This window comes from Nordella sp. HKS 07 (assembly GCF_011046735.1).
Lineage (GTDB): Bacteria > Pseudomonadota > Alphaproteobacteria > Rhizobiales > Aestuariivirgaceae > Taklimakanibacter.
In genome coordinates this window covers 874,296-899,347 of the sequence record NZ_CP049258.1, presented here as the reverse complement: position 1 = coordinate 899,347, position 25,052 = coordinate 874,296, and the positions used below count along the sequence as shown (strand labels likewise).

General features: G+C 61.3%; 23 protein-coding genes. 10 read left to right on the top strand and 13 right to left on the bottom strand.

Annotation, left to right across the window (positions count from 1 at the left end; all coding sequences use genetic code 11):
- Positions 1–2: 2 nt before the first annotated feature.
- Complete coding sequence (locus G5V57_RS04345) at positions 3–692, bottom strand: alpha/beta hydrolase (RefSeq protein WP_165166365.1); 690 nt, start codon at positions 690–692, stop codon at positions 3–5.
- Between the two features lie 214 nt (positions 693–906).
- On the opposite strand from G5V57_RS04345, the gene G5V57_RS04340 reads away from it, so the two are divergent.
- From G5V57_RS04340 to G5V57_RS04330, 3 genes are read left to right on the top strand one after another with little or no spacing between them, the layout of a single operon-like run.
- Positions 907–2,442: an amidohydrolase family protein gene (locus tag G5V57_RS04340; RefSeq protein ID WP_165166364.1), complete on the top strand. Its 1,536-nt coding sequence runs from the start codon at positions 907–909 to the stop codon at positions 2,440–2,442.
- Entirely contained in the window at positions 2,439–4,292 is a 1,854-nt protein-coding gene (locus G5V57_RS04335) for a S41 family peptidase (protein ID WP_165166363.1), read from the top strand. The genes G5V57_RS04340 and G5V57_RS04335 overlap by 4 nt, the downstream gene beginning before the upstream one ends.
- 19 nt (positions 4,293–4,311) lie before the next feature.
- Positions 4,312–5,526, top strand: a complete 1,215-nt coding sequence (locus G5V57_RS04330) for a hypothetical protein (protein WP_165166362.1) — start codon at positions 4,312–4,314, stop codon at positions 5,524–5,526.
- Positions 5,527–5,543: 17 nt separating this feature from the next.
- Here G5V57_RS04330 and G5V57_RS04325 read toward each other — a convergent pair whose 3' ends face one another.
- The 3 genes from G5V57_RS04325 to G5V57_RS04315 all read right to left on the bottom strand — a co-directional run bounded on the left by G5V57_RS04325 (position 5,544) and on the right by G5V57_RS04315 (position 8,468).
- Complete coding sequence (locus G5V57_RS04325) at positions 5,544–7,175, bottom strand: murein L,D-transpeptidase (protein ID WP_165166361.1); 1,632 nt, start codon at positions 7,173–7,175, stop codon at positions 5,544–5,546.
- 136 nt (positions 7,176–7,311) lie between these two features.
- Complete coding sequence (locus G5V57_RS04320) at positions 7,312–7,710, bottom strand: DoxX family protein (RefSeq protein ID WP_246737521.1); 399 nt, start codon at positions 7,708–7,710, stop codon at positions 7,312–7,314.
- Between the two features lie 134 nt (positions 7,711–7,844).
- Positions 7,845–8,468, bottom strand: coding sequence for a TetR/AcrR family transcriptional regulator (locus tag G5V57_RS04315; protein ID WP_206530196.1), 624 nt, complete (start codon positions 8,466–8,468; stop codon positions 7,845–7,847).
- A gap of 81 nt (positions 8,469–8,549) precedes the next feature.
- On the opposite strand from G5V57_RS04315, the gene G5V57_RS04310 reads away from it, so the two are divergent.
- On the top strand, positions 8,550–9,290 hold the full coding sequence (locus tag G5V57_RS04310; RefSeq protein ID WP_165166360.1) for an SDR family NAD(P)-dependent oxidoreductase: 741 nt from the start codon (positions 8,550–8,552) through the stop codon (positions 9,288–9,290).
- Between the two features lie 69 nt (positions 9,291–9,359).
- Positions 9,360–9,605 carry a GlsB/YeaQ/YmgE family stress response membrane protein gene (locus G5V57_RS04305; protein WP_165166359.1) on the top strand — a complete coding sequence of 82 codons (246 nt, stop codon included), beginning with the start codon at positions 9,360–9,362 and terminating at the stop codon, positions 9,603–9,605.
- Between the two features lie 67 nt (positions 9,606–9,672).
- Here the strand turns inward: G5V57_RS04305 and G5V57_RS04300 are convergent, their stop codons facing one another.
- The gene (locus G5V57_RS04300) at positions 9,673–10,701 is read right to left on the bottom strand and encodes a proline racemase family protein (protein ID WP_165166358.1); all 1,029 of its coding nucleotides are present in this window, start codon (positions 10,699–10,701) and stop codon (positions 9,673–9,675) included.
- Between the two features lie 66 nt (positions 10,702–10,767).
- On the opposite strand from G5V57_RS04300, the gene G5V57_RS04295 reads away from it, so the two are divergent.
- On the top strand, positions 10,768–11,280 hold the full coding sequence (locus G5V57_RS04295) for a TIGR00645 family protein (protein ID WP_165166357.1): 513 nt from the start codon (positions 10,768–10,770) through the stop codon (positions 11,278–11,280).
- Between the two features lie 135 nt (positions 11,281–11,415).
- On the opposite strand, the gene G5V57_RS04290 is transcribed toward G5V57_RS04295, so the two are convergent.
- From G5V57_RS04290 to G5V57_RS04275, 4 genes are all read right to left on the bottom strand, one after another.
- Positions 11,416–12,903: a sodium:proton antiporter gene (locus tag G5V57_RS04290; RefSeq protein ID WP_165166356.1), complete on the bottom strand. Its 1,488-nt coding sequence runs from the start codon at positions 12,901–12,903 to the stop codon at positions 11,416–11,418.
- Between the two features lie 108 nt (positions 12,904–13,011).
- The gene (locus G5V57_RS04285; RefSeq protein ID WP_165166355.1) at positions 13,012–14,172 is read right to left on the bottom strand and encodes an acetyl-CoA acetyltransferase; all 1,161 of its coding nucleotides are present in this window, start codon (positions 14,170–14,172) and stop codon (positions 13,012–13,014) included.
- A 155-nt stretch (positions 14,173–14,327) separates the two neighbouring features.
- Positions 14,328–15,704 carry a glutamine synthetase family protein gene (locus G5V57_RS04280; RefSeq protein ID WP_165166354.1) on the bottom strand — a complete coding sequence of 459 codons (1,377 nt, stop codon included), beginning with the start codon at positions 15,702–15,704 and terminating at the stop codon, positions 14,328–14,330.
- 21 nt (positions 15,705–15,725) lie between these two features.
- Positions 15,726–17,078, bottom strand: a complete 1,353-nt coding sequence (locus G5V57_RS04275) for an aspartate aminotransferase family protein (RefSeq protein WP_165166353.1) — start codon at positions 17,076–17,078, stop codon at positions 15,726–15,728.
- A gap of 122 nt (positions 17,079–17,200) precedes the next feature.
- On the opposite strand from G5V57_RS04275, the gene G5V57_RS04270 reads away from it, so the two are divergent.
- Entirely contained in the window at positions 17,201–18,058 is an 858-nt protein-coding gene (locus G5V57_RS04270; RefSeq protein ID WP_165166352.1) for a D-amino-acid transaminase, read from the top strand.
- Between the two features lie 534 nt (positions 18,059–18,592).
- The gene (locus G5V57_RS04265; RefSeq protein ID WP_165166351.1) at positions 18,593–20,683 is read left to right on the top strand and encodes a catalase; all 2,091 of its coding nucleotides are present in this window, start codon (positions 18,593–18,595) and stop codon (positions 20,681–20,683) included.
- A gap of 86 nt (positions 20,684–20,769) precedes the next feature.
- On the opposite strand, the gene G5V57_RS04260 is transcribed toward G5V57_RS04265, so the two are convergent.
- A complete protein-coding gene (locus G5V57_RS04260) occupies positions 20,770–21,255 on the bottom strand; it encodes a low affinity iron permease family protein (protein ID WP_165166350.1) in 486 nt (161 codons plus the stop codon).
- A 142-nt stretch (positions 21,256–21,397) separates the two neighbouring features.
- On the opposite strand from G5V57_RS04260, the gene G5V57_RS04255 reads away from it, so the two are divergent.
- Positions 21,398–22,105: a hypothetical protein gene (locus tag G5V57_RS04255; RefSeq protein WP_165166349.1), complete on the top strand. Its 708-nt coding sequence runs from the start codon at positions 21,398–21,400 to the stop codon at positions 22,103–22,105.
- Between the two features lie 310 nt (positions 22,106–22,415).
- On the opposite strand, the gene G5V57_RS04250 is transcribed toward G5V57_RS04255, so the two are convergent.
- The 3 genes from G5V57_RS04250 to G5V57_RS04240 form a co-directional block, all read right to left on the bottom strand.
- On the bottom strand, positions 22,416–22,601 hold the full coding sequence (locus tag G5V57_RS04250) for a hypothetical protein (protein ID WP_165166348.1): 186 nt from the start codon (positions 22,599–22,601) through the stop codon (positions 22,416–22,418).
- A 679-nt stretch (positions 22,602–23,280) separates the two neighbouring features.
- The gene (locus G5V57_RS04245) at positions 23,281–23,862 is read right to left on the bottom strand and encodes a general stress protein (protein WP_165166347.1); all 582 of its coding nucleotides are present in this window, start codon (positions 23,860–23,862) and stop codon (positions 23,281–23,283) included.
- Positions 23,863–23,888: 26 nt separating this feature from the next.
- Positions 23,889–24,323 carry a hypothetical protein gene (locus G5V57_RS04240; RefSeq protein ID WP_165166346.1) on the bottom strand — a complete coding sequence of 145 codons (435 nt, stop codon included), beginning with the start codon at positions 24,321–24,323 and terminating at the stop codon, positions 23,889–23,891.
- Positions 24,324–24,731: 408 nt separating this feature from the next.
- Here G5V57_RS04240 and G5V57_RS04235 point away from each other — a divergent pair, with 408 nt between their 5' ends.
- Positions 24,732–24,983, top strand: a complete 252-nt coding sequence (locus tag G5V57_RS04235) for a hypothetical protein (RefSeq protein WP_165166345.1) — start codon at positions 24,732–24,734, stop codon at positions 24,981–24,983.
- The last annotated feature ends 69 nt before the right edge of the window (positions 24,984–25,052 follow it).

Here is a 25,052-nt window from a genome sequence, read left to right as displayed (position 1 = left end):
CCTCAGACCGCGGCGACGGCTTCGTCGATGAGTGCCACCACCGCGTCCGGCTGTGAGGCGAGCGAGGCATGGCTCGCCTTGAGCGTCACCACTTTCCTAGCCTTGAGGCGCCCCGACATCCATGTCTGATTGTCGGGCGCGATCATGCGGTCCTCGCTGGAGATCTGATACCAGGACGGTTTCTTCTTCCAGGCGGGCATCGAGACCGTGTCGCCGAAGGTGCTGGCGAGCGGTGCCTTCTGCGTCGCCGCCATCACCAAGGCTTCGTCGGCGGAAAGATCCTGGCAGAAGCTTTCATGAAATTTATCCCGCTTGATCCACAGATAGCCGTCGCTGTCGGGCTCGAGATTGGGGGCGGCGACCGGCGGCGACTTGGCGGTTATGGCGCCGGGACTTTCGCCGGCATCGGGCGCGAAGGCGGCGATGAAGACGAGGCCCGCGACGTTGGGCTGGCCGCCGGCTTCCGAGATGACCGCACCGCCATAGGAATGCCCGACCAGGATTACCGGCTGCTTTTGCTGGGCGATCATCTTGCGCGTGCGCCCGGCATCGTCGGTGAGCGAGGTGAGCGGGTTCTCCACCGCCATGACCGACTTGTGGCCTAAACGGGACAGTCCGAGAATGACCTTGCTCCAATGGGCGGCGCCGCCCCAAAAACCGTGCACGAGAACGATGCTGGCCTGCTTGGGCATGGGGATCTCCCTGCAAAAAAGCTGTGGTCAGCTCCCCGACCGATCCTGGCCCCGCGGGCCCGTCGATGCAAGCCGATTGCGCATTACAAAGCGGTCACGATGGGATAAGGGCCGGCGGCATCTGGCATCTGGCGTGAGGGCAAGTTTTATTGTATAATTAAAACAGTGCGGGGGCGTACGCACATCCGGAACCGATCACCAGTCGAGGTCACTCATGGTCTTGGTGCTTGCCGGTCGTGTCGCGCCTTGTGACCCGAATGATCCCGACGCGGTATTCAAAGGCCGCGTCTTCCTCAATGATACCGGCAGCATAGAACATATCGCCAAGGGTGCCGGCGGTGCGCCGGCCGGCTTCGCCAATGCCCCTGTCATCGATCTGGGGAATGATTTCATCCTTCCAGGTCTCATCGATCTGCATAATCACATCGGTTACAATACGCTGCCGCTCTGGGCCGAGCCGACGCGCACGACGCCTTATGCCCATCACGACAGCTGGCCGAACGCTCCCAGCTATCAGGCGTCCATCACCTGGCCCTCCAAGGCTCTCGCGGCAACCGAGCCCGAGGCGCTGCTCGCCTATGTGCAACTGCGGGCACTCGTCGGCGGCACCACCGCCATGCAAGGATGGCCGACCGCCAATCGCCAGCATGTCCAGGTTCTGCGCAATATCGACGACGAGACGGCAGGCGGCACCAGCCGCGACCTGATCTACACCTCGACGCTTACGCTGAAGCCCCTGGAACTCGCGAAGCGGGCGCAGGCGCAGAGAAACGGCGCCGGCTTCATCTATCACTGTGGCGAAGGGGCGGTCGGATCGCTGGTGAAGCGCGAATTCGTCGACAGCGCCAATGCCGGCTGCCTGACCCAAACCTTCATCGGCATCCATTGCAATTCGCTCGCCGAGGCCGACTGGACCCGCTGGCCCCAGGCCGAGGCGGGCGCCGTCGTCTGGTCGCCTTTTTCCAACCTTTGGCTCTATGGCTCGACAACCAATATCAAGGCGGCGCGGCGGCAGGGCGTCGCCATCTGCATCGGATCCGACTGGGGACCATCCGGTACCAAGAACATCCTGGGCGAGATCAAGGTGGCCAAGCTCGTCAGCGAAAGGGATGGGCTCGGGCTCAGCGACCGCGATCTCGTCGCCATGATGACCAGCAATCCGGGCGATGTGCTGACGCGCTGCTGGAAGAGAGCGATCGGCCGGCTCGTCAAGGGCGCATTCGCCGATATCACGGTGATCAAGTCGGCCGGCGACAAGCCTGTATGGACACAAGTGATCGAGGCGACCGAAGCCGATATCGCTCTCGTCGTTATCGATGGCCTGGCGCGCTACGGCAATCCGAGCCTGATGCAGAAGGCCGGGCGGCCCAGCGCCAAATTCAGGCTCGCCGGCAAGGACCGGCGCTTCGCCATCGCCAATCCCGATGCCCCGGACAAACCCTGGAAATGGGAGGAGTTCACCAAGCTTCTCAAGGCGGTGATCGCCGATCCGAAGACCGCGTTGACCCGGGCCGAGGCACGGTTGCGGGCCTATGCCGGCCCGCTCGATTCCCCCAACGCGCCGCTGCTCCTGGCGCTCGATATGCCCACCGGCGGCGGCGCCTTCGCCGGGAACATAAGGGATCATGCCGACAAGGTGGTCATCCCGCCGCTCAGCTCCCTCGTTCACGACAAGAAATTCTTCGCCGACATCACCGGTCGCGGCTTCCACGGCGGATTGCTGGACGGCCTCGCGGAGTTCTACCGATGAAACGGGCAGCCCGCCGGCGGGCCACAGGCAAAACGCAGATCCGCACCGAGGACATCGTGCCCCAGGTCGCCAAGCTCAGCTGGGCCGAGCGGCTCGACGTGCTGGACACGCTGATGCTGGTGCTCGGTGAGCTCTATGTTCATCTGCCGCTCAAGCGCTCGCTTTATGGCTTCGATGTCATCCGGGCCCTGGTGAGCCTGCGCCAGCAGCTGACCCAGATCGACGATACCCAGTTCCACCGCGAGATGACGACGATCATCAGCCGGCTGCGCGACGCGCATACGCAGTATCAGGGCCCGTGGACGCAGAAGAACATCGTGGCGAGCCTGCCCTTCCTTATCGAAAGCTACGGTCCCCTGGACGACACGACCTATATCGTCTCGAAAGTGGACACGCGCACCGTCAAGGACAAGCATTTCGAGGAAAACGTCCACATCACCCATTGGAACGGCATCCCCTTCAGCCGCGCGGTCGATCTACATGCCGATGTGGAAACCGGCGGCCGGCCCGATTCCAGGCGCGCCCGGTCGCTCGAGTCGCTCACCTTCAGGGCACTGGAGTATCGTCCGCCACCCAATGAGGAATGGGTGGACATCGACTATATCGATAACGAAAATCAGCCGCGCAGCATAAGGCTGCACTGGGAGATATTCGACCCGGATCTGGCTCCCAACAGCGAGCGCGACGCGCTCGCCACGCGCTTCAAGCGCAGCATCCATCTGGGCGCCGAAGCGGTACGGCGGGCCAAGAAATTCCGCTTCAACCATGCCCTGTGGCAGGCGGAGAAGAAGGTCGCGAAAGTCCGCGCCGGCAAGCAGCGGATGGCGACCCAGTTCGCGGATTTCCTGACCGCCAGCACCGTCACGACGAGCAAGGGCAAGTTCGGCTATCTGCGGATCTGGAGTTTCAATGTCGACGATGATCAGGCCTTCATCGATGCCGTGTCGACGCTCGTGCAGGATTTGCCGGATCGCGGCCTCATCATCGATGTCAGAGGCAATCCGGGCGGGCTGATCTGGGCGGCCGAGCGGCTTCTCCAGATCTTCACGCCGCATCCGGTGACGCCGACCAAGTTCGCTCTGCGCGCCACGGCGACGACGGCGGCGATGGCGCGCGCCGTCTTCAACCGCGACGACCTTGGCGCGTGGTCGGAGTCGCTCGACAGCGCGGAGAACACCGGCGAGCCCTATTCGAGCCATATCCCGATCACGCCGCCGGAGGAATGCAACAATCTCGGCCAGCGCTATGGCGGGCCGGTCGTGGCCATCGCCGACGCCAATACCTATTCGTCGGGAGATCTCTTCTCAGCCGGCATCGTCGACAATCGCATAGGCCCTCTGGTCTGCGTCGGTCAGGCGACGGGTGCTGGCGGCGCCAATGTGTGGTCGGCGCGGGATCTCGCCGATTCCTTGCGCCCCGCTAAGATTTTGCTGCCGCGGCTGCCGGACGGCGTCGATTTTACCATGGCGATACGGCGCGCGGTACGCTCGGGACCGGCCGACGGCGCGCTGATCGAAGATGGCGGCGTCGTGGGCCAGCCCTATGTCATGACCGGCACCGATATCCTCAATGGCAACCGCGATCTCATCGAACAATGCGCCGAGATGCTCGCGGCTCAACCCTGGACGCGGATGAATGTCCGGCAGGCGGCGGGCGGCATCGAGGTCGAGACCGCGGGGATCGAGCAGGTCGACCTCTTCGTCGACGGCCATCCCGCCGGCTTCCCCCACAGCATTCCGGGCGACGGCAAGCACCGGATCAAGCTCGCGGTGAAAAAAGGTCAGATGGTGGAAGTCGCAGGCTTTGCGGAAGAGAGCCTGCGCCAGAAGCGGCGCCTGACGATCAGATAGGCCACGACAGGAGACAAGTATGGCGGCTCCCGCGACGGTGAGTGCATCCGGCTTCTTCAGCATGACGCGGGCGAATGCCGGTCTTGGCGAGGCAGTCATCCGCATGGCGTCGGCGACCAGCGGAACGCTTGCTCTCGGCGGCAGCACGATCAGGCTCAGAGGCGATGCCGCGACCAAGACGCTGACCGGCAGGCTCTCAGGCCAGGCTTTTTCGCTCAAGATCAAGAATCGCAACCTGCTGAGCGGAAAGGTCGGGGCCGACACGCTGGAGCTCAGCCGTGTCACGCTGCGCCCGATCCCGGCAAGTGAGCAGGCGCAGTTCGATGCGGGCCCGCCGCCGCCGGTCAAGGCGATATTCGACGCGACCCCGAATTATCTGACGGCCACCGGCGATCCCACGATCTTCTGGGATCATTTCGGCAATCTCTTCTTTCGCGGCCGGCTCGACGGTTCGGCGCGCCTCCTGTGCATCGCGTCCGATCCGGGCCCCGCCGAATGCCTGCCCTTCGCCCGGCGTTCGCTCATCGGCGATTCCGGCCAGAAGACGCAAGGCTTCCTCGCCAAATTGGGGCTCACACGCAGCTATGTCCTGGTCAACGCCTTCGCCGTCGCCATGCGTCCAAGGGCCCGGACCAAGGGGCTCGCCGTGTTGAAGAACAATCAGGCGATCAAGACGGCGCGCCACGCACTCTATGACGCGCTCCTGGCGGCCGGTCCGCTTCAGGCAATCGTCGCCTTTGGCGATGTCGCGCAGCAGGCTTTCGATATCTGGGCCGAAACAAATCCGGCCGCCAAGGCGCTGCCGCTGTTCCGTCTCGCGCATCCCGCCGCCGTCGATCGCGACGGCAGCGGCGATGACGCGGCGTTGAAGGCCTGGGCGAGGGCGGTGAGGAAGCTCAGGAAGATCGTGACGCCCGACGCGGATGGCGACGCGACGGGCTCCAACTTCGGCAAGTTCTTCACGGAAGTGGATTATGTCCGCATTCCGCGCTGGGATTTCCCGAAAGTGACGCCGCTCTATGTCGGCGATGACTCCTGGGGCAGGGCGGCGACGCCCCGGCACAATAATTGTGCCAAGCGGCCCAATCCCGATGACAGCGTGAGCCTGATCCTGACGCGCCCTGCCGGGCAAGGGCAGGGACTGCGTTATATCTACGGCAACGGCCAGCTCACGGGCGCCAAGAACGAGGCGGGACAGGATGTCCCGCTCGATGGTGACGGTCTCGAGGTCTGAGCCAGGGGCAGATCAACTCAGCCGCCCGCTTCCGAACCCGCCAGCACCCTGGCCAGCTGCTCGTCGCGTTTGTAGACGTCGCGGCGGAAATGGATCGAGCCGTCCTTGTTCGCCCAGGCGGTCAAATAGGTCACATGCACCGGGACCGGCGTCTTGAGATTGATGATGCGCTGGCCGCCTTGCGCGATCTGGGCGTCGATGCGCGCTTTCGACCAGCCCTGACCGGCGAGAAGCAATTCGGCGAGATCGAGCGGGTCCTGCACCCTTATGCAGCCATGGCTGAAAATACGCAGATCGTGGTTGAACAGGCTCTTTGACGGCGTGTCGTGCAAATAGACATTGAAGCGGTTGGGGAACATGAACTTCACCCGCCCCAGCGCGTTCTTAGGCCCCGAATCCTGGCGCAGCGAATAGGGCATGCGGCGCATCGACGACCAGTTCACGGTAGCGGGATCGACTTCCGTACCGCCATCGCCATTGCCGGAGAAGACGCGGATGCGCTCGCGCTTGAGCGCGTTCGGATTGCGCTTGAGCTTGGGCAGATATTCGTTGTTGGCGATATTGGGCGGCACGTTCCAATAGGGGTTGAGAACGATGTATTTCATCTTCTCGGAGAAGACCGGTGTACGGGTGAAGGGCTTGCCGACCACGACACGCGCGGTATGCACGGTCTTGCCGTCCTTCACCACCTTGAGCTCCTGGTCGGCGATGTTGACCAGGATATAGAGTTGGCCCAGATCGTCATCCATCCAGCGCCGCCGCTCCATATTGATCTCGAGCTGGCGGATACGGTCGGCGACCGGCACGCTCATCGCGTCGAAGGAACTCTGCGCCAGGATGCCATCCTCAGTGAGACCGTGGCGGTATTGGAACCACTTCACCGCGGCGACCAGGTCGGTATCGTAGAGATCTTCGCCCTTGTCGGCATCGGCCGGGAGATCGCCGGTGAGGAGCAGATATTTGCGGATGGCAAGGATGCGCTGGTCGCGCATGCCCGGCTTGAGCGCACCGCCCTTGCCGATCACCGGGAAGCCGCCCCTGGCTTCGATATCGCGATAGGCGGCAAGCGCCGATTTGAGGCGCTGATATTCCGGCGTCTGCGGCTCGAGCGTCCTGACATAATCGGCGATGCTGTTTGCCTGCTCGGCGCCGTCGATCAGGGTGAGCGCCCCGAGCTCCTTGGAGACGATGGCGTTCTCCTTTCCGGCCGCCTGCGGCTCGACGATGCCGCGATTGATGTCGCGGCCGAAATCGATGAAAGCGCGGGTGAGGAGGAATTCGAGCTCGGCTAGCTCGCGCGGCGTCTTCGCCGTTTCCATCTTCGCGTCGATCTCGGCGACCCGATAAGCAAGGGGATCGAGCCCCAGATCCGCGGCGCCCTTGATCGCGTCGAGCACATCACGGGCCTTCGCCTTGGGACCACTATCGCGTACCCAGAGGGGTTTGTAGTCGCGGTCGTCGGCATAGAAGACATAGACCTCGACGATGCGTTCGTCCGACTGCTGGTCGCCCATGAGGGGTTCGCCGCTGTCGATGATCTTGCGGATCTCGGCGGCGACCATTTCATTCTCGGCGGCCTGCGCCAGCGGGGCTGCCATCCATAGAAGTAGCACTACCGGCGCCCAGGCCAACAGGCGGGCAAAGGACATAGCTATTCCTCCGTAAACTCCCTGAATCGGAGCTTATGGGGGAAGGCGCGCTTACACCAGCGTCAATTTACCCGGGACGTAAAATTTAAGAGTTTGAAAAGGCCCGCTCTTTCGAGCGGGCCGCATCAGGAAACGCTCAGGCCTTTCCGCGGCTGGCGTCAACGCTCCAGGGGCCGGGGCCCGCGGCGGCGATATAGAGGAAGATAAAGCAATAAAGGATTGCCAGCTCGCCATTATTGAGAATGGGATGGAAGCCCTGCGGCGCATGCACCATGAAATAGGCGACCGCCATCAAACCGGACAGGATGAAGGCGGTGAGGCGGCTGAAGAGGCCGATGACCAACAGAATGCCGCCGACGATTTCCAGAATGCCGGCAATGCCGCCCGGCGACATCGGCGGCACATTGGCGAGCCCTTCGACCGCCGGAAAGCCGAAATACTTGGCCGAGCCGTGGGCGAAGAAAAGCAAAGCGGTGATGATGCGCAGCACGCTCAGAAGCTGTGGCGCGAAGCGCGAAAGAAACATGAAGTCCATGGAATCCCCTTATCCGTTCCGTTTGACAGCCGGCGGTGCCTCTTCCGGGTGGCCGACAAAATTCGCTACCGAGCACACGTCATAATGGCAATGTCAGAAGTTTCACTTTCTCGTTATCACGCGAATCAGGCGCGTCAGCTGGCCGTCAGCGGATCCCAGGCGGCCATGGCGCCGTCGATGATGGTATTCAGCTTGTCGCATGTTGCACCGTCGCGGGCCTGGATCGACAGGCCTTCGAGCAGAGTCGCGTAGAAGCCGGCCAGGCGCTCGGCATTGGCGGTTCTAGGGACATCGCCTTCCGCCATGCCGCGCGCGATGCAGGCTTCGAGGTCGAGATAGGACTGGCGTCGATGCGCCGCCAGATGGTCGCGCACGTCCTTGTTCTGCGGCGTGCCGAGAAGGGCCGACAGCACGATCATGCAGCCGGGAGGCTGGTTGGGCTTCGTATAACTCGCCGCATAATCGCGCAGCATCATCTCGATTGCCTGGCGCGCCGTCGGCGCCGTTTCAAGCGCGCGCCGCGCCGGAACGCCCTCTACCGCATTGTAAAGGTCGACCGCCTCGCGGAAGAGCTTCTCCTTGCAGCCGAAGGCGGCATAGAGGCTCGGCCGTTCGATGCCCATGGCGTGAGTAAGGTCAGTCAGGGAGGTGCCCTCATAGCCGCGCTCCCAGAACACCTCCATCGCGCGGCGCAAGGCTTGGGCGCGGTTGAAATTACGCGGCCGGCCGCGTTCGCCCGGCGGATTATCCTTTTTCATACCGTTCAGTAAATAATTCTCTTGACGGTCCAACGCAAGACTCTCATATTTGTACCGATCGATACAGTAATGGAGAGTGAAATGAGCAACTTGTCCGGAAAAGTAGCGCTCGTCACCGGCGGCAGCCGCGGCATCGGCGCCGCCATCGCCAGGCGGCTCGCGGCTGAGGGGGCGGATGTCGCCATAAGCTTCGCGAAGGAGGCGGCCGCGGCGGACAAGGTGATTGCCGACATCGAAGCCCAGGGCCGCAAAGGACTAGCCATCGTGGCCGACAGCAGCGATCCCGAAGCGGTCAGGCGCGCCGTCGTCGAAACGGTGAAGGGCCTGGGCCGCCTCGATATTCTCATCAACAATGCCGGCGTCTTCCCCTTTGGTCCCTTCGAGGCGGTGAGCCTCGAGGAATACGACCGCACCATGGCGATTCATGCGCGGGCAGCGTTCGTCGCTGCGCAGGAAGCCTCGCGGCACATGCGCACGGGCGGCCGCATCATCGCTATCGGCAGCAATCTCGGCGAGCGCGTGCCGTTTCCGGGTGTCGCCCTCTATGCCATGAGCAAGTCGGCGCTCATCGGTTTCACCAAGGTACTCGCCCGCGATCTCGGGCCGCGCGGCATTACGGTGAATCTCGTTCAGCCAGGCTCGACCGAGACCGATATGAATCCATCCGACGGCGCAAGCGCCGATGAACAGCGCGGCCTCACCGCGCTCGGTCAATTCGGTTCGGCAACGGATGTGGCGGCGGCCGTCGCCTATCTGTCGAGCGACGGCGCCCGCCAGGTCACCGGCGCGTCGTTTCTTGTCGATGGCGGCGCCAACGCCTGACGAAGACTGCCTTAGCGGCCGCTCTGATTTCTGATAGGTTCGTTGCCGTAGACTAACCTGGAGGGGACTATGAGCATTATCATCGCGATCATTATCGGCCTCATTGCCGGCTGGCTGGCGGGCCAGATCGTCAAAGGGGGCGGCTATGGCCTCATCGGCGATATCGTCGTCGGCATCGTCGGCTCGCTCATTGCGAGTTGGCTGTTTCCGCGACTCGGCATCTCGCTCGGCGGCGACATCCTCGGCGCGATCATCTCCGCCACGATCGGGGCCATCATCCTGCTGGTCATACTGCGGCTCATCAAGCGCGCCTGAACGCAGTTTTACTTCTGCTTTCTGTTGCAAGGATCCCGGTCCGGAGCGGTCGGGATTTTTTGTTTCGTCAAATGCTGGGCCAGGTATCGGCGATCTTGTAGCCCGACGGCCAGGGATCATCGGGATCGAGCAGCAAGGTCGAGGTGCCGGTGATCCAGGCGCGCCCGGCGATCGAGGGAATGATCGCCTTGCGCCCGGCAATCTCGGTCTCGTCCTCGATGCGGCCGTCGAAGCGCGATTCGATGATCGAGCGGCCGACGAAGCGCTCGCCCGTTCTGAGCAGGCCCTTGGCATGCAGCACCGCCATCAGCGCCGAGCAGCCGGTGCCGGTCGGCGAGCGGTCGAGCTTGCCCGGATTGACGACGCAGGCATTGCGGCTGGAGAGGTTTCCGTCGACCTGCTCGAGCTCGCCGGTCATGAAGCAGAAAGAGATGTGGTTCCAGCCGGCGAGGACCGGGTGCCGGAAGCCCAGCTGCTCATTGGCCGCCTTGACGATCCGGCGGCCCATGACCGCAATGTCGCGCGCTTCCTCCGGCTTCATCGCGAAGCCGAAATCCCGGGCGCGGGCGATGACGAAACTGTCGCCGCCGAAGGCGATATCGACGGTGACGGCGCCGACACCCGGCACATCCAGCGTCACGCCGAGCTTGTCGGCGAAGGAGGGCACATTGCGCAGAATGATGCGCTCGGCCTTGCCGTTCCGGCATTCGGCCCGGATGGAGATCAGACCCGCGGGCGCCTCCAGCACGAGCAACGTCTCCGGTTCCTGCATCGGCAGTATGCCGGTGTCGAGCAAGACGGTCGCCACGCAGATGCAGTTCGAGCCCGACATCGGCGGGGTGTCCTCGGGCTCCATGATGATGAAGCCCATCTGGGCTTCGGGGTTCTTCGGGGGCACCAGCAGGTTGACATGGCGGAAGACTCCGCCCCGGGGCTCGTTCAGGACGAAATTGCGCAATTCCTGGTCGTCGGCGATGAAGCGCGACTGGTCCCACAAAGTCGAGCCGGGCGGCGGCGCCACGCCCCCCACGATGACATCGCCGACCTCACCTTCGGCATGGCAGCCGACGATCTGGACCGCCTTGCAACTCCGCATGGTTTCTGCCTCTTGATTGCCCGAATTGATAGGTTATGAAAACGCCGGACATAACGGAAGGGCCCCATGAAACCCATCGAGCATTTCATCGAATCGATCATCCTCGCCTCTCGCTGGTTGCTCGTGGTGTTCTATCTGGGGCTCGCCCTGGCGCTCGCTATCTATGCCTTCTCCTTCGCCAACAAGCTCATCGAGTTCGTCAGCAAGGTCATGGTGCTAGAGGACACCGACACCATCCTCAAGATGCTGGGGCTGATCGATGCGGCGCTGGTGGCGAGCCTGGTGGTGATGGTGATCATCTCGGGCTATGAGAATTTCGTCAGCCGCTTCGACAAAGCCGACGGCGAGGTGCACTGGCTCGGCAAGATCGATGCCGGCTCCCTCAAGGTGAAGGTCGCCTCGACCATCGTCGCCATCTCCTCCATCCACCTTCTGCAGGTGTTTCTCAACTCCGCCCAGTATACGTCCGAGCAGATCATGTGGCTCACCATCATGCATATGGCCTTCGTGGTCTCGGCGATCTTCCTCGCCATCATCGACAAGGTGATGTCGGCCACCGGCAAGGGCAAGGAAGAGTAGCATCGGACCGAAAAGCTTGTGGCCGGGCCTGACCCGGCCATCGAAGCGGTTTTCGGATAATCCGATGCGCAAATCAGAGAGTTGGAGCGCCGGACGATTCTATGTGAGCGTCCGGCGATCTAGGTCCGGCAGTCATCACATATAGAAGATGAAGGTCAGGAGCGCGAATAGGGGCAGCAGGATCGTGACCGACCACAGCATGTAACCGAAGAAGCCCGGCATGTTGACGCCGGAGCGCCGGGCGATCGAATACACCATGAAATTGGGCGCGTTGCCTATATAGGTGAGGGCGCCCATGAAGACCGCGCCGGCCGAGATCGCCGTCAGCGTCATTTCCTTCGCGTACATGAGCTCCTGCGGATCGCCGCCCCCCAGCTCGAAGAAGACCAGATAGGTCGGCGCATTATCGAGGAAGGCCGACAGCATGCCGGTCAGCCAGAAATAGGCGGCGGTGTTGGGTGAGCCATCGGCGCTGCTGACCAGCGCGACGAGTGGCGCGAAGACGCCGTTCTGGCCCGCCTTCAGCATGGCGAGCACCGGGATGATGGTGATGAAGATCCCGGCGAAGAGCTTGGCCACTTCCTTGATCGGTTCCCAGGAAAAGGCATTGGCTTCGCGATCCGCCTTGGGCGTCACCGCGAGGGAGACAAACGTCACGGTAATCATCACGAGGTCGCGCAGGATGTTCGCGATCTCGGCATCGACGCCGAGAATGCGGACGGTGCCGAGCGAGGCGGAGGCGCTGAGCAGGATCGCGCCGATGATGACGCCGAGCAGGACGATGTTGAGGCCGCCCGACAGGCGCAAACGCTCGTCGTCAGGGGTGGGATCAGGCTTCGAATGGCCGTCCTGGCGATAGATGATGCTGTCGAGAATGAAGAACATCACCAGAAGGACGGCGACCAGGAACAGCGTTTCGAGAAAGAGATGCTCGGTGGTCCAGAAGAAATCGACGCCGCGCAGGAACCCCAGGAACAGAGGCGGGTCACCGAGCGGGGTGAGCGAGCCGCCGATATTCGCGACGAGGAAGATGAAGAAGATGACGACATGCGCATTGCGCTTGCGGTCGTCATTGGCGCGCAGCAGCGGGCGGATCATCACCATGGCAGCACCTGTCGTGCCGGTGAAGCTCGCCAGCGCCGAGCCTATGGCCAGAAGCCCGGTATTGACGGCGGGCGAGCCATGGAGATTCCCGCGCAGCACGATGCCGCCGGCGACCGTGAAGAGCGCGAGCAGGAGCAGGATGAACGGAATATATTCGAGAACGATCGCATGACCGATTGCCGCGGTGGCGGTCGCCGAATCGAAGAGGGTGAAGAGGGGCAGGAGGACGAGGGCGGCCCAGAACGCCGCGATCTTGCCCTGGTGATGTTCCCAGAAATCATGGGCCAGCAGAGGAAGCAGCGCGATCGACAGCAGGATGCCGAGAAAGGGCACCGCCCAGGGCAGCAGTAATTCGGCGCCGTTGAGTTCCGCCGCTTGGGCCTGTGCCGGCCAGAGGAGAGGGAGGAGGAGCGCTATCGCAGGAAGCGCGCGCCGAATACCCTCGCCCCGCGATGCCGGGAGAGGGAAGGGGCCCGACGCGAAGCGACGGGAAGGGTGAGGGGCCTTGCTGAACGGCATTTCGAAACAGACCTTTTCGTTTGGTTCAGCGAATGCCGACCGTGCGTGCAATAAAACTGTGTTCAAGGGGTCCCCTCCCTCTCCCCGCTCACGCGGGGCGAGGGACTTTTACCTCAACCGCTCGAGGATCGAAACATAATTGGCGACCGCGGCGCCACCCATGTTGAAGATCCCCGCCAGTTTCGCGTCCTTCACCTGCATGCCCTCGGCCTTGCCCTCGAGCTGCAATGCCGCCATCACATGCATCGATACGCCGGTGGCGCCGATCGGATGTCCTTTGGATTTGAGGCCGCCCGAGGGATTGACCGGCAGCTTGCCGTCCTTCTGCGTCCAGCCCTCGGCGATGGCGCGCGCACCCTGGCCTCTGGGGGCGAGGCCCATGGCCTCGTATTCGAGGAGCTCGGCGATGGTGAAGCAATCATGTGTCTCGACGAAGGATAGGTCGGCAAGGGACGTGCCGGCGCGCTCATGCGCTTTGCGCCAGGCGACTTCGCAGCCCTCGAAATTGACGATGTCGCGCGCGGACATCGGCAGATAGTCCTGGACATGGGCGAGGCCGCGCAGATGCACGGCCTTGGGAAAGCGCAAGGCAGTTTCCGTGTCGCACATCACGATGGCCGCGGCGCCGTCTGAAACCAGCGAGCAGTCGGTGCGCCGCAAAGGTCCGGCGACGATGGGGTTCTTGTCCGACACCGTATTGCAGAATTCGACCGAGAGCTCCTTGCGCAATTGCGCGTAAGGATTGGCGACGCCGTTCTTGTGGTTCTTGGCGGCAATGCGGGCGAGCGCTTCCGACTGGTCGCCATAACGCTGAAAATAAAGTTCGGCGATGCGCCCGAATATGCCGGCGAAGCCGCCCGGCGTGTCGCCTTCCTCGGCCCGATAGGAGGCATTGAGCAGGATGTCGCCGATCTGATCGCCGGGCGCCACGGTCATCTTCTCCGCCCCCACCACCAGCACGAAACGGGCGGCGCGCGCGGCGATCGAGGTGTCGGCGGCATGGATGGCGGCGGAACCGGTGGCGCAGGCGTTCTCCACCCGCGTCGCCGGTTTGAAGCGCAGGTCCGGCGATGCATTCAGCGCGAAGGCGGCCGGGAAAGACTGCTTCTCGAAACCGCCGAAATTGCCGACATAAATGGCGTCGATGTCCTTAGGTGAAATGCCGGCATCGGCGATCGCTTGCGCAGCGATGCCGGCGATCAGGCTTTCGAGCGTTTCGGCTTCGAGCTTGCCGAATTTCGAATGCGCCCAGCCGATGATGGCGGTCATGGGTCAGCTCCCTGTATGAGTTAGCTGACCCATAACATAGAAGCCTTTCCCGTTCGGATGAAAACATCCGAACGGGATAAAAAGGCTCGATTACGCAAAAATAGGAGCGCTTCCTTATCGCAAAAGTCGAGCAACTTTTGCGGGAAGCGCTCTGGTCAAATAGTTCTGAGATACCACTCGTAATCGCGCGCCGTCGGCTCGGCGAAGAAGCGATCGGCTTCGACCTCTTTCAGCGTACAGAATGTGTCGACGAAGTCCTTGCCGAAATACTCCTTGAGGATCGAGGCGCGCCAGAAGGCGTCGATCGCCTCGAACCAGTTGCCGGGAATATATTTGGCCCGCTTCTCATAGCCGTTGCCGGTGACGGGAGCGCCCGGATCGAGCTTCTCGGCGATGCCATGATGCATGCCGGCGAGGATGGCGGCCATCACCAGATAGGGATTGGCGTCGGCGCCCGCGGGGCGGTGCTCGATATGGCAGGTCTCGGGCGCGCCCGCCGGGATGCGCAGCGAGACGGTGCGGTTGTTGACGCCCCAGCTCGCCGATACCGGCGCATAGGAGTTGCGGCGGAAGCGGCGATAGGAATTGGCGTTGGGGGCGAAGATCAGCATGGATTCGGCCATCGACGCCTTGAGTCCGCCCAGCGCATTGAGCAGCAACTCGTTCTCGGTCGGGTTTGCTGCGGCGAAGAGATTCTTGCCGGCCTCGTCGGCGAGACTGATATGAATATGCATGCCCGAGCCTGTCCACTCGGAATAGGGCTTCGCCATGAAGGTGGCGACAAGGCCATGCTTGTCGGCGACGGCCTTGATGAGCCGCTTCAGCATGATACCTTCATCGCAGGCCTTCAGCACGTCGTTGCGATGGCGCAGCACGATCTCCATCTGGCCCGGCGCATATTCCGAGATCAGCGTCTTGGCCGGCAGGCCCTGGATGTCGGCATAGGCGTAGAGGTCGTGGAAGAAGGGCGCGAAATCGTCGAGATCCTGCAGGTGATAGGCCTGGTAGTGCTGCGGGCGCGCGCCGTTGGTGAGCGCCTTGGGCGCCCTGGGCGTGCCGGCGAAGGCCGATTCACGATCCATCAGGAAGAATTCGACCTCGACCGCGCCGACCGGCGTCATGTTGAATTCGGAGAAGCGCCCGACGATCTTTTCAAGGGCATTGCGCGGATCGGCATAATGGGGAAAGCCGTCGAGGTCATGCGCGGCGCCGATATATTGCGCCGCCGGCTGGGTGGCCCAGGGAATGGTCGTCATGCTGCCGGGTACAGGCCACAGCAGCAGGTCGCGGTCGCCTTCATCGAAGACGAGACCGGTCTCCGGCACATCCTGGCCGGTGGCGTCGAGAACAAGCGCCGAGATCGGCAGGAAGCGGCCGTCGCGCCAGCCCGGCACCAATTCGTCGCGGCGCAGGATCTTGCCGCGCTGGATACCGCACAGATCGGTCCAGATCAGATGAAAGCTTTCGATCCCGGGATTGGCGTCGAGAAAGCTCTGAGCTTCACTCTGGCGCTGCGGGGTGATGACGGTCATGATTCAAGGGCTCCCATCCGGTCAGACGAGTTCGGCAAGGCATTGGTCGAGGCCGTTGATCAGGCTCTCGACATGCGCTTCCGTCGTCGCGGGGCATATCAACATCATATTATGGAACGGCGTGATCAACACGCCGCGGTTCAGAAGATAGTGATGAATGGCCATGTCGATCGGGCGGTGGATGATACGGCCCGCTTCGCCGCCATTACGCGGTCTGTCCGGGCTGCACATGAATTCCACGCGAGCGCCGACGCGCACGACATGCCATGGTGCCCCATATTTGATGATGACATTCGCGATACCTCTTTCGAGCCTTCTGGCGAGCTCGATCAGAGGGGCGAAAGCCTCCCGGGTGAAATAGGTTTCGAGCATGGTGCGCATGAGCGCTACCTGCAGCTTCGAGCCTGAGAGCGTGGTGCCGATGCCGGAGCGGCCCGGCTCGCGATGTTCGAGATAGTTGCTGATGCGCAGCGCGGTCTCCGCCGAGAAGCCGTAGACGGCCGCGGGCACGCCGCCGGCGATCGGCTTGCCGAGCACGATGGCGTCGGGTTCGAGGCCATGGACGCCCGAATAACCGCCGGGGCCGGAGGACATGCAATGCGTCTCGTCCATCACCAGCAGCGTGCCGGTGCGCCGCGTGATCCGGCGCAAGGCGTCATGGAAACCCTCATCGGGCAGCACCATGCCGATATTGGTCATCAAAGGCTCGGCCAGCACGCAGGCGACATCGCCAGGCGCCAGCGCCGCCTCGAGGGCCGGTAAGTCGTTGAACTCGACGACCTTGGTGAATTGGGTGATGTCGCGCGGCTCGCCGATCAAGGCCGGATCGGCGACTTCTCTGCCGTTTTCGAGGCCGACAAAGGTTTCGTCCACAGAACCATGATAGCAGCCGTTGAAGACGAGGATTTTCTTGCGCCCGGTGATGGCGCGGCACCAGCGCAACACCGCGCGGTTGGCATCCGACGCGGTCGCCGTCACCTGCCAGGCGGGCAAGCCGAAGCGCTCGGCGAGGAGGCGCCCGACGATTGGCGCATCGGGTGAGGGCAGCATGGTGGTGAAGCCGTCGAGGCTTGCCTGGCGCAAGGTTTCGGCCAGCGCCTTGGGGCTGTGGCCGAACATGGCGCCGGTATCGCCCAGGCAGAAATCGACATAGAAGTTGCCGTCGGCATCGGTCAGATCGACGCCCGAGGCTTTTTCGATGAACAAGGGAAAAGGCGTGCCCCAGTCGATCATCCAATGCATCGGCACGCCGCGCAGCCAATATTTGGAGGATTCGTCCGACAAGGTCCTGGATTTCGGGTTGCGCTGCAGAAAATGGGCTTTTTCACGCGTCAGCATCGCCTCGACCGAGGCGTCCGTGATCCGGGAGGCCATGATATCCTTTACGGTAGTTGAGCCGGCACTTACCTAGCCGGGCCAGGGGGGAGGCACAACCCCCATGGATTTCTGCTCCAGAATCTGGTTTGACAGCGCTTCACGTCACAAGGGAAAATCCAATGAGCCGCGTCGTCTATGTGAATGGAAGCTATGTCCCTGAAAATGAAGGGAAAGTCTCAATTTTCGATCGCGGCTTCCTGTTCGCCGACGGCATCTATGAAGTGACGGCCGTGATCAACGGCAGGCTCGTCGATTATGAGCCGCATGCCGAGCGGCTGGAGCGCTCGCTCAACGAGATCCGCATGGCCTGGCCGTGCAGCAAGGCGGAACTTCGCCAGATGCATGAGGAGCTCATCAAGCGCAACAAGCTCGATGAGGGCATCATCTATATGCAGGTGACGCGCGGCGCCGCCGACCGCGATTTCAAGTTTCCGAAGGAGGCGAAGTCGACGCTCGTTGCTTTCACGCAGGAGCAGAAGCTGCTCGAAAACCCGTATGCGCCGGCGGGCGTCAAGGTCGTCACCATTCCCGATATCCGCTGGGCGCGGCGCGACATCAAGTCGGTGATGCTGCTGGCGCCGGTGCTCGGCAAGCAGAAGGCTTATGAAGAGGGTGCTTTCGAGGCCTGGATGGTCGAGGACGGCAAGATCACCGAAGGCACGTCGTCGAACGCCTATATCGTGAAAGACGGCAAGGTCATCACCAGGCCTCTGTCCAACAGCATCCTCGCCGGCTGCACGCGCCGTTCGTTGTTCCGCCTCGCCAAGGAGCACGGCGTCACCATCGAGGAGCGTTTGTTCACGCCGGACGAAGCCTATGCGGCGGACGAAGCTTTCCTCACCAGCGCTTCCAATTTCGTGCTGCCGATTGTCGAGATCGACGGCAAACGCGTCGGCGGCGGCCAGCCGGGCCCGGTGGTGCGCAAATTGCGCGACATCTATCTCGACGAGGCGCGCAGGCAGGCGGGGCTGAAGTAAGGCGCGGACGTTACCAGAGATACTTTCCTCAACTAGCGCCGCATACAGCCACGGGGCGCTTGGCTTTTATCTGCCCGGTTTGCGACCATCCACCCGGATCAAGGACAATGTCGCTGTTTCGCGACATGGAAGAATCCTCACGCTGAGCGCTCGCTTGCCTTTGCGCGCCGGCCTGGTCCTTGACAGTTCGGGGAACGATCTCCTGAGCGGATGCTCCCCCCGGAAGGGCAGGGGTTCCAAAAGTATAGCGACGCACCTCAACGCTTCTGCCTTATTCCCCATCGAACGCGCTTGAGCCGACCCGCACCCACGGACGCCGGAGGGGGAGGCGCGCAAAGTAATGGCGAACCATTCGGAACCAACACCCTTCCCCGTCATTGTCCTGACGATGTGCGGAGGGCTTCTGCAAGAGGACTGACGCGTGAATGCGACGATCCGACTGCAAAAGGAAGATCGCGGCGCAAAGCCCCAGCCTAATCGCATCCAACAGGTTCAACGAATTTCGCCCCCTCGGGCTCACAGCAGGAGACTCATATGAAATCGTCACGTGCGACAGGCTCGACTGGGGAAGTCGGTTCCGGCGGGGAACTCCATCAAAAGAGCGAGAAGACCGGTGATCGACTGACGACCAATCAGGGCATTACGATCTCAGACAACCAGAACTCCCTTAGAGTAGGTAGCCGCGGTCCCGCATTGCTCGAAGATTTCATGCTGCGGGAGAAAATCACGCACTTTGATCATGAGCGTATCCCCGAGCGGATCGTCCATGCGAGAGGGTCCGGGGCGCATGGCTATTTCGAGCTGACGAAGTCGCTTCGCCATCTCACCAAGGCAGGATTCTTGCAGAATACGGCCAAACAAACTGAGGTTTTCGTGCGATTTTCAACAGTCGCCGGTGGTGCGGGATCAGTGGATCTCCCACGCGACGTCCGCGGCTTCGCCGTCAAGTTTTATACCGACGAAGGAAATTTCGATCTCGTCGGCAATAACATTCCCGTCTTCTTTATCCAGGATGCGGTGAAATTTCCCGATCTGGTCCATTCCGTGAAGATGGAACCGGATCGCGGCTTTCCGCAGAACGCATCGGCGCATGACACCTTCTGGGATTTCGTGTCCCTGATGCCGGAAAGCATGCATATGCTGATGTGGGTGATGTCGGATCGCGCGATCCCCCGCTCGCTCAGAATGATTGAGGGCTTTGGCGTGAACACTTTCCGCTTCGTGAACGCTGAAGGCGACTCCAACTTCGTGAAATTCCACTGGCGCCCTGTCCTGGGCGCGGCTTCGGTGCTTTGGGACGAGGCTGTCAAGATCAATGGAGCGGATCAGGATTTCCACCGGCGTGATTTGTGGAAGGCCATAGACAGCGGGAACTTCCCCGAGTTCGAATTTGGCGTGCAAATTATCGATGAGGCAACGGCCGCCGGTCTGGACTTTGACATTCTCGACGCCACCAAGCTCATTCCTGAGGAGGTCGTGCCGCTGCAGATCGTCGGAAAAATGGTGCTAAATCGGAACCCGGACAATTTCTTTGCGGAGACAGAACAGGTCGCCTTCCATCCGGCCAATATCGTGCCGGGCATCGAGTTCTCGGATGACCCGCTTTTGCAGGGTCGCCTGTTTTCGTATCTCGATACGCAGCTTTCTCGGCTTGGCGGGGCGAATTTCCACGAAATACCCGTAAATCGGCCGCGCTGCCCGATGCGGAACTTCCAGCGCGACGGCATGCGCCGCATCGACGTCCCCAAGGGCCGCGTGGCCTATGAACCGAACAGCCTTGACCCCGATAGTCCCCGCGAAAGCGGTACAGGCTTCGCCACTCATCCTGAGGGCGATTTCGGCCCTCGAAAGATCCGGGAACGATCCGAAACCTTCAAAGACCACTACAGCCAGGCGCGGATGTTTTTCAACTCCATGTCAGAGCCCGAGCAGCGGCATATTGTGAGCGCCTTCGCGTTCGAGCTTGGAAAAGTGGAAACACCGGCCATTCGCAAGCGGATGCTCGGCCATCTGGCCATTATCGACAAGGCGCTTTGCGGCGGTGTGAGCAAGGCGCTTGGAACGACTGAGATTGATCCAATCAAGCCCGCCCTTGAACCGCGCGATCTCGCCCCTTCACCTGCGTTGAGCATAATCAAGAAGGCGCCAGCGACTCTTCGTGGAAGAAAGATTGGTGTCCTTCTCTCGAACGGCATCGACGGCTCTCTGGTCAAGCAATTCCGGAAGGCGATTGAGGCGGAAGGCGCGGAAATGGCCGTCGTCTGCCCAAAAATTGGCGGCGTCCTCCTGGCGGACAAGGCCAAGCTGCCGGCGGATCACGCGCTGTCGGGCGCCCCCTCGGTCATCTTCGACGCGGTCGCAGTTTTCACAAGCGACGATGGTGCAAGGGAACTCGCCGAGGAGGCCTCTGCCATCGATTGGGTACGGGACGCATTTGGCCACTTGAAGGTCATTGGGTTCAACGGTCCATCCGCAGAGCTGCTGAATAAGGCTGGCCTGTCGGGGATGTTTGATGAGGGCATTGTCAAGCTGGATGACAAGAAGGCCGATTTCCTAACCTTCATAAACGCTGCAAAACAGCAGCGGATCTGGGAGCGAGAGCCGAAGATCCGAAGCCCTGGATAAGGCAGTGCCGGCCGGGCTGCGGTTCCCCCGTGCCGGCGCTCGGCGCCCCCCTCTTCGGCAGGACGCTGAGAAGTTCGCGGGAGTTACTACGCGTGCAAAGTCCGTTTCGTCTTCGCTCCATTTTTCTTCGCGGATCGCGCGGCATGCCCACCGGGGCGGCGTTTACGCGTTTGCACCGCATGTTCGTCCTTTCGCGCCTCGTCGGCGATGGTCGCAAACTTCACTCTGAGGTCCGCCAGTTCCTCGTTGGTCAAGCACTCCAGATCAATCATCGAGTTCTTGGCGCCAGTCAATGCTCTGATAATTTCATCGAGCTTGATCTGCGTGGCCAAGCCGTCGCGGTTTTGGCTGTTCTGAATGACGAAGACCATCAGGAATGTAACGATGGTTGTCCCTGTATTCACCACCAGCTGCCAGGCGTCCGAATAACTGAAGAGCGGGCCGCACGCCACCCAAGTGACTAAGACAGTCAAAGCCAATCCAAAGGCAACCGGGCTGCCAGCCGCCCAGGCGACTTTATTGGCAAATGTGGCGAAAAGGTCTCCTGACGATGCTTTGGAGTTTCTCTTCATAGCCTGCCTCCTATTACGCCCACTCCTGCGATAGGCAGGCGTCCATCAATATTTTCTGCCCCACTAAGTTCCCTTCATGAGCTCAGGAACTTAGTTGCCCTCAAACGCTTTGCTCAATCGAACCCCCAAGGAGATTAGGCAAATGAGTAAAGTCGAACGCCCGGAAGCGCTTGCTCAGTTCGCAGAGTCGGCGCGACGTGGGGAGCAAGACGGAGTTGCCGGCCTCACGGCAACGGAGGCCACGACACCCCTCTCGACAAATCCGAAGGACAAGGACGATGCGGCAACGCGCATCCTGGCAGAGGGAGCAACCGGAAAGGACTTCCACTCGGAGGATGCTGTAGCACGGGTTCCAGATCGTATTCTCGAAAGTCAGGGCAAATCGAACGCCGTGTCAGAGGAAACCCAGGAAGCCGTCCAAGGCGACGATGCCCCCTATGACGCAACTCAAGATCCTCGCACTGGTAGGCCGCCTACACCGTTGGACGCCCAGCGCCTGGCACGCGACCATGAGCTGGATCGGCTATCCGCCGCGCTGACGCCCGAGGAAGAAGCCGACGAAGAAGATGCCGAGCCCCTGGAGGATGAGGCGGAAGAAGATTTCACAAGCGTCAGTGAAGACGATGAAGAGCTGGGAGATGAGGACATGGAGGATAGCGAGACCCAATTTGTCCAAGCTCCTGCCCGAATGGTTGCACCCCGCTCAGAAGAGGGATCGCCCTCGGACGACGAGGACTTTCCCGAACAAAGCGCGCTGCGAGATTCGGCGCGCGAGGACACTGAAGAGGACGCCGAACATGACGGGAGAATTAACATCGACGCTCCGCGCGCCGGCCATGGCAAGCGGTGATTCTGACGAGACCATAGAAGCGCTCACCATAGCCGACCGCTCTTATCCAAAAAGAGTCTTGAGCCGGGAAATCGGTTAGCCATCCTGCCTGCGTTGCCTTTTTCGACGGCTCCTTTGAACCTCTTGCGGTCCCTGCCATCGACCGCCGACTGAATGCGACGTCCGGTAGAACCCCGCTCTTCTGGCTCACGCCGGTAGTGCGACGACGTGGGGGCATTTGCGAACCTCAGAAGCTTGGGATTCGTCGACCGTGCAGAAACAAAAAGAGCCCCTTCGTTTAAAGGGGCTCCGTTGCAACGCATGACTTGTTCTAGCCGCTCGGAGTGCGGTCGTCTTCTTCATACTCAGGACGTATAGGTGTCGGATTCTGCTGCTGCTGCTGCTGCTGCTGACCGGGGTTCTTTGCTCCGCCGCCCTGCTGCTCCTGGCCGGGCCGCTGCCCCGGATTCCCTTGCTGTTGCTGGTTCTGATCACGGTTGTCTTTATTGGGATTCATGGAGTGCTCCTGTCTAGAGGGTTAGCTACTGGAAACCCTTCATGGGCCGGATGGTTCCTCCCGACCAAACAGGTCTCTGCAATTCCCTGTTCGCTTGCTGATTGTCTTTCTTCCCGCTGCGGATCCCCAGCGTCTATTGAGCCTCAAGCTTCGCTTCTTTGCGGTCCGCCCTGGACGAGTCCAGATGGTCTTCCGCTGATAGCCTTGCGCTTTCCTTCGCAAATCGCCGCATGGATCAAATAAAGCTCCGCTATCAGTCCGTCGTGAGCAAGGGCAAGCTTCCTCGCGCGCGTGATCTGCTTGTCCAGTCGGGCTGATTCAAGGGCGAGCTGCTTGCGACCATGCTCCTCCGCGCATCTTATCATTCGGACGAACTCCTTACATTGTAGCACTTCCGCGTCTTTCTCCAGCGCCCCAAGCTCGCTTGAGGTCTTATCTTGGTCTGCCGCGCCGTGCCTTGGCTCTTATCTTCACACTTATCTATCGAGCGTGACCGCCAGGGGGGTTAATGACCGCAATGTCCGCGTCAAAGGGCCCGCTCCAGATCGACTGAGGGCGGGCCCAAGAGGATAAGACTAGGTGATTAACCAGGGGGTCAATGCCATGGCGGCAGAAAGGTTCCACACCGCCTGGAATTAATTTGCCTCGGACTCGACCGGGCTACCCGCCGGAAAGCCCGTTACAAGGGCCTTCTGATGCGTTCGATCTCAGCTTCGGTAAGCTTGTAGGGAGGAGCATCCGGATCATAGGATTTCCAGCCCGCCTTCCTGTAGTCGTCGCCCAAAGTGACAGGGTCCAACGGTTCATGCCTGTCAAGGATCATCCGCACTTTCTCAGCCCGATCGTCGTCGGTTTTCACGGAAAGCAAAGTTCCGCCCCGCCGTATCGCCTCCGAATAAACATGGGCCTGGTCTTCCGGGACGCCTGCTTCTACAAGCGCGCCCACGACACCACCGGCCGCACCGCCTGCTAGCGCACCAGCCGCGGTCGACGCCAGCCAACCGGCAGCCACTATCGGACCGACGCCAGGGATGGCCAGAAGGCCAAGACCAGCGAGAAGTCCTGCGCCCCCGCCAATAACCGCTCCGAGCCCGGCTCCCGCTGCCGTCTTGGAAGCGTCATCTCTGTCGTCGTACTTGGCGCTGACATTGCGATTAGCAAGCAAGCTTATTTGCGACGAGGGGATGCCACCCGCCTCAAGGTCCCCCACCGCTCTCTGAGCGCGCTCGTAATTGTCATATATTTTTGTTACGGTCTGCATTGAACATTTTCCTTATGTGAGATTCATTAGTTCGAGACGACATTGCCTTTGTAATCGACGGCAACTTTTGAGGCCTTTCCATCTATCGTCGCCGTGCCGCGCCAAATGCCCTTGTCATCTTTCGTCAACATCGACACGTCCGTGTAGCCGGCGGCAAGCGCGCGATCTTGCGCCTGTCCTTCCGTGAAGCTGTTTGCTCCTTCCAGCGGCGCGCCCTCATCGACCGCAGCGGCCGTGAATACGCCCGATTTGCAATTGTCCATGAACACGGACTTGCCGATCATGCTATCGGCGGGCGCGCCTTTGCCGTTCACACGCATCCATGCTGCGTAGCGGGTTGCCTCGGCGCCGTTCAAAGTGCCATCGTTGTTCGCATCCGCCTGCTTCCACATTGTATTGCATTCCTCATCCGTCGCCGCAAAAGCCGGAACGGAGAAGACAAGGCAGGCGGTCGCCGCCAAGAGAAAAGCTTTCATATGATTGCCTCAGCTGTTGAAGGTTTCTCGCTTAAACAGCGAGTACGTGACTAAATGCTTTCAGTCGCGCTTAGTTCCTCTTTGGACGACCAGTTCTCCAATGCTTCTTCAGGAAGTTCGCCGCGCGAAAGCCGATCTGAGAGAGATGAATGACTCTAAACGCAACGGCCCGGGATAACCCAATAGAAACCGGAGGCGCCTCGACCGTATGGAACTGCTGTGAATGATTGCTTCGTTACTTGGAACTTAGTGCGTCTTGCGGACTTGACGACCTGCTTTTCGGGTCGCAGTCATTGCGGCGCCGTCGGAGCCCTACAATCAGCGTGCAGATGGCTTGCGGATCTCATCGAATTTAAAACGGAGCGTGGTCCCGAATGAACGAGGCGCCCACAGATGAAACCGGCAATTGAAAGGAGGCTTGATCACATGCACAATAGTCTACTTGACACTAATGAGCATCAATTACTCAACGCGGTACTCGCGCAAGTGTGTCGTGACCTGCAGGTCACCGACGACGCGACGCGGTCAAAGCTGCGGGACCACATCCTTGTTCTCGCCGATCATGGTGTGAGAGACTTTGAGACGCTGCGCAACTACGCCGCGCGGCCGCGGATCAACCGGTTTTCGATGGTCGATCCGGCCTAGTCCTAGGGGATGTGCTCAGGTCGGCACTCGTTCGTTCGAACAGTACCCCTTCGCGATGCCAGATCATTT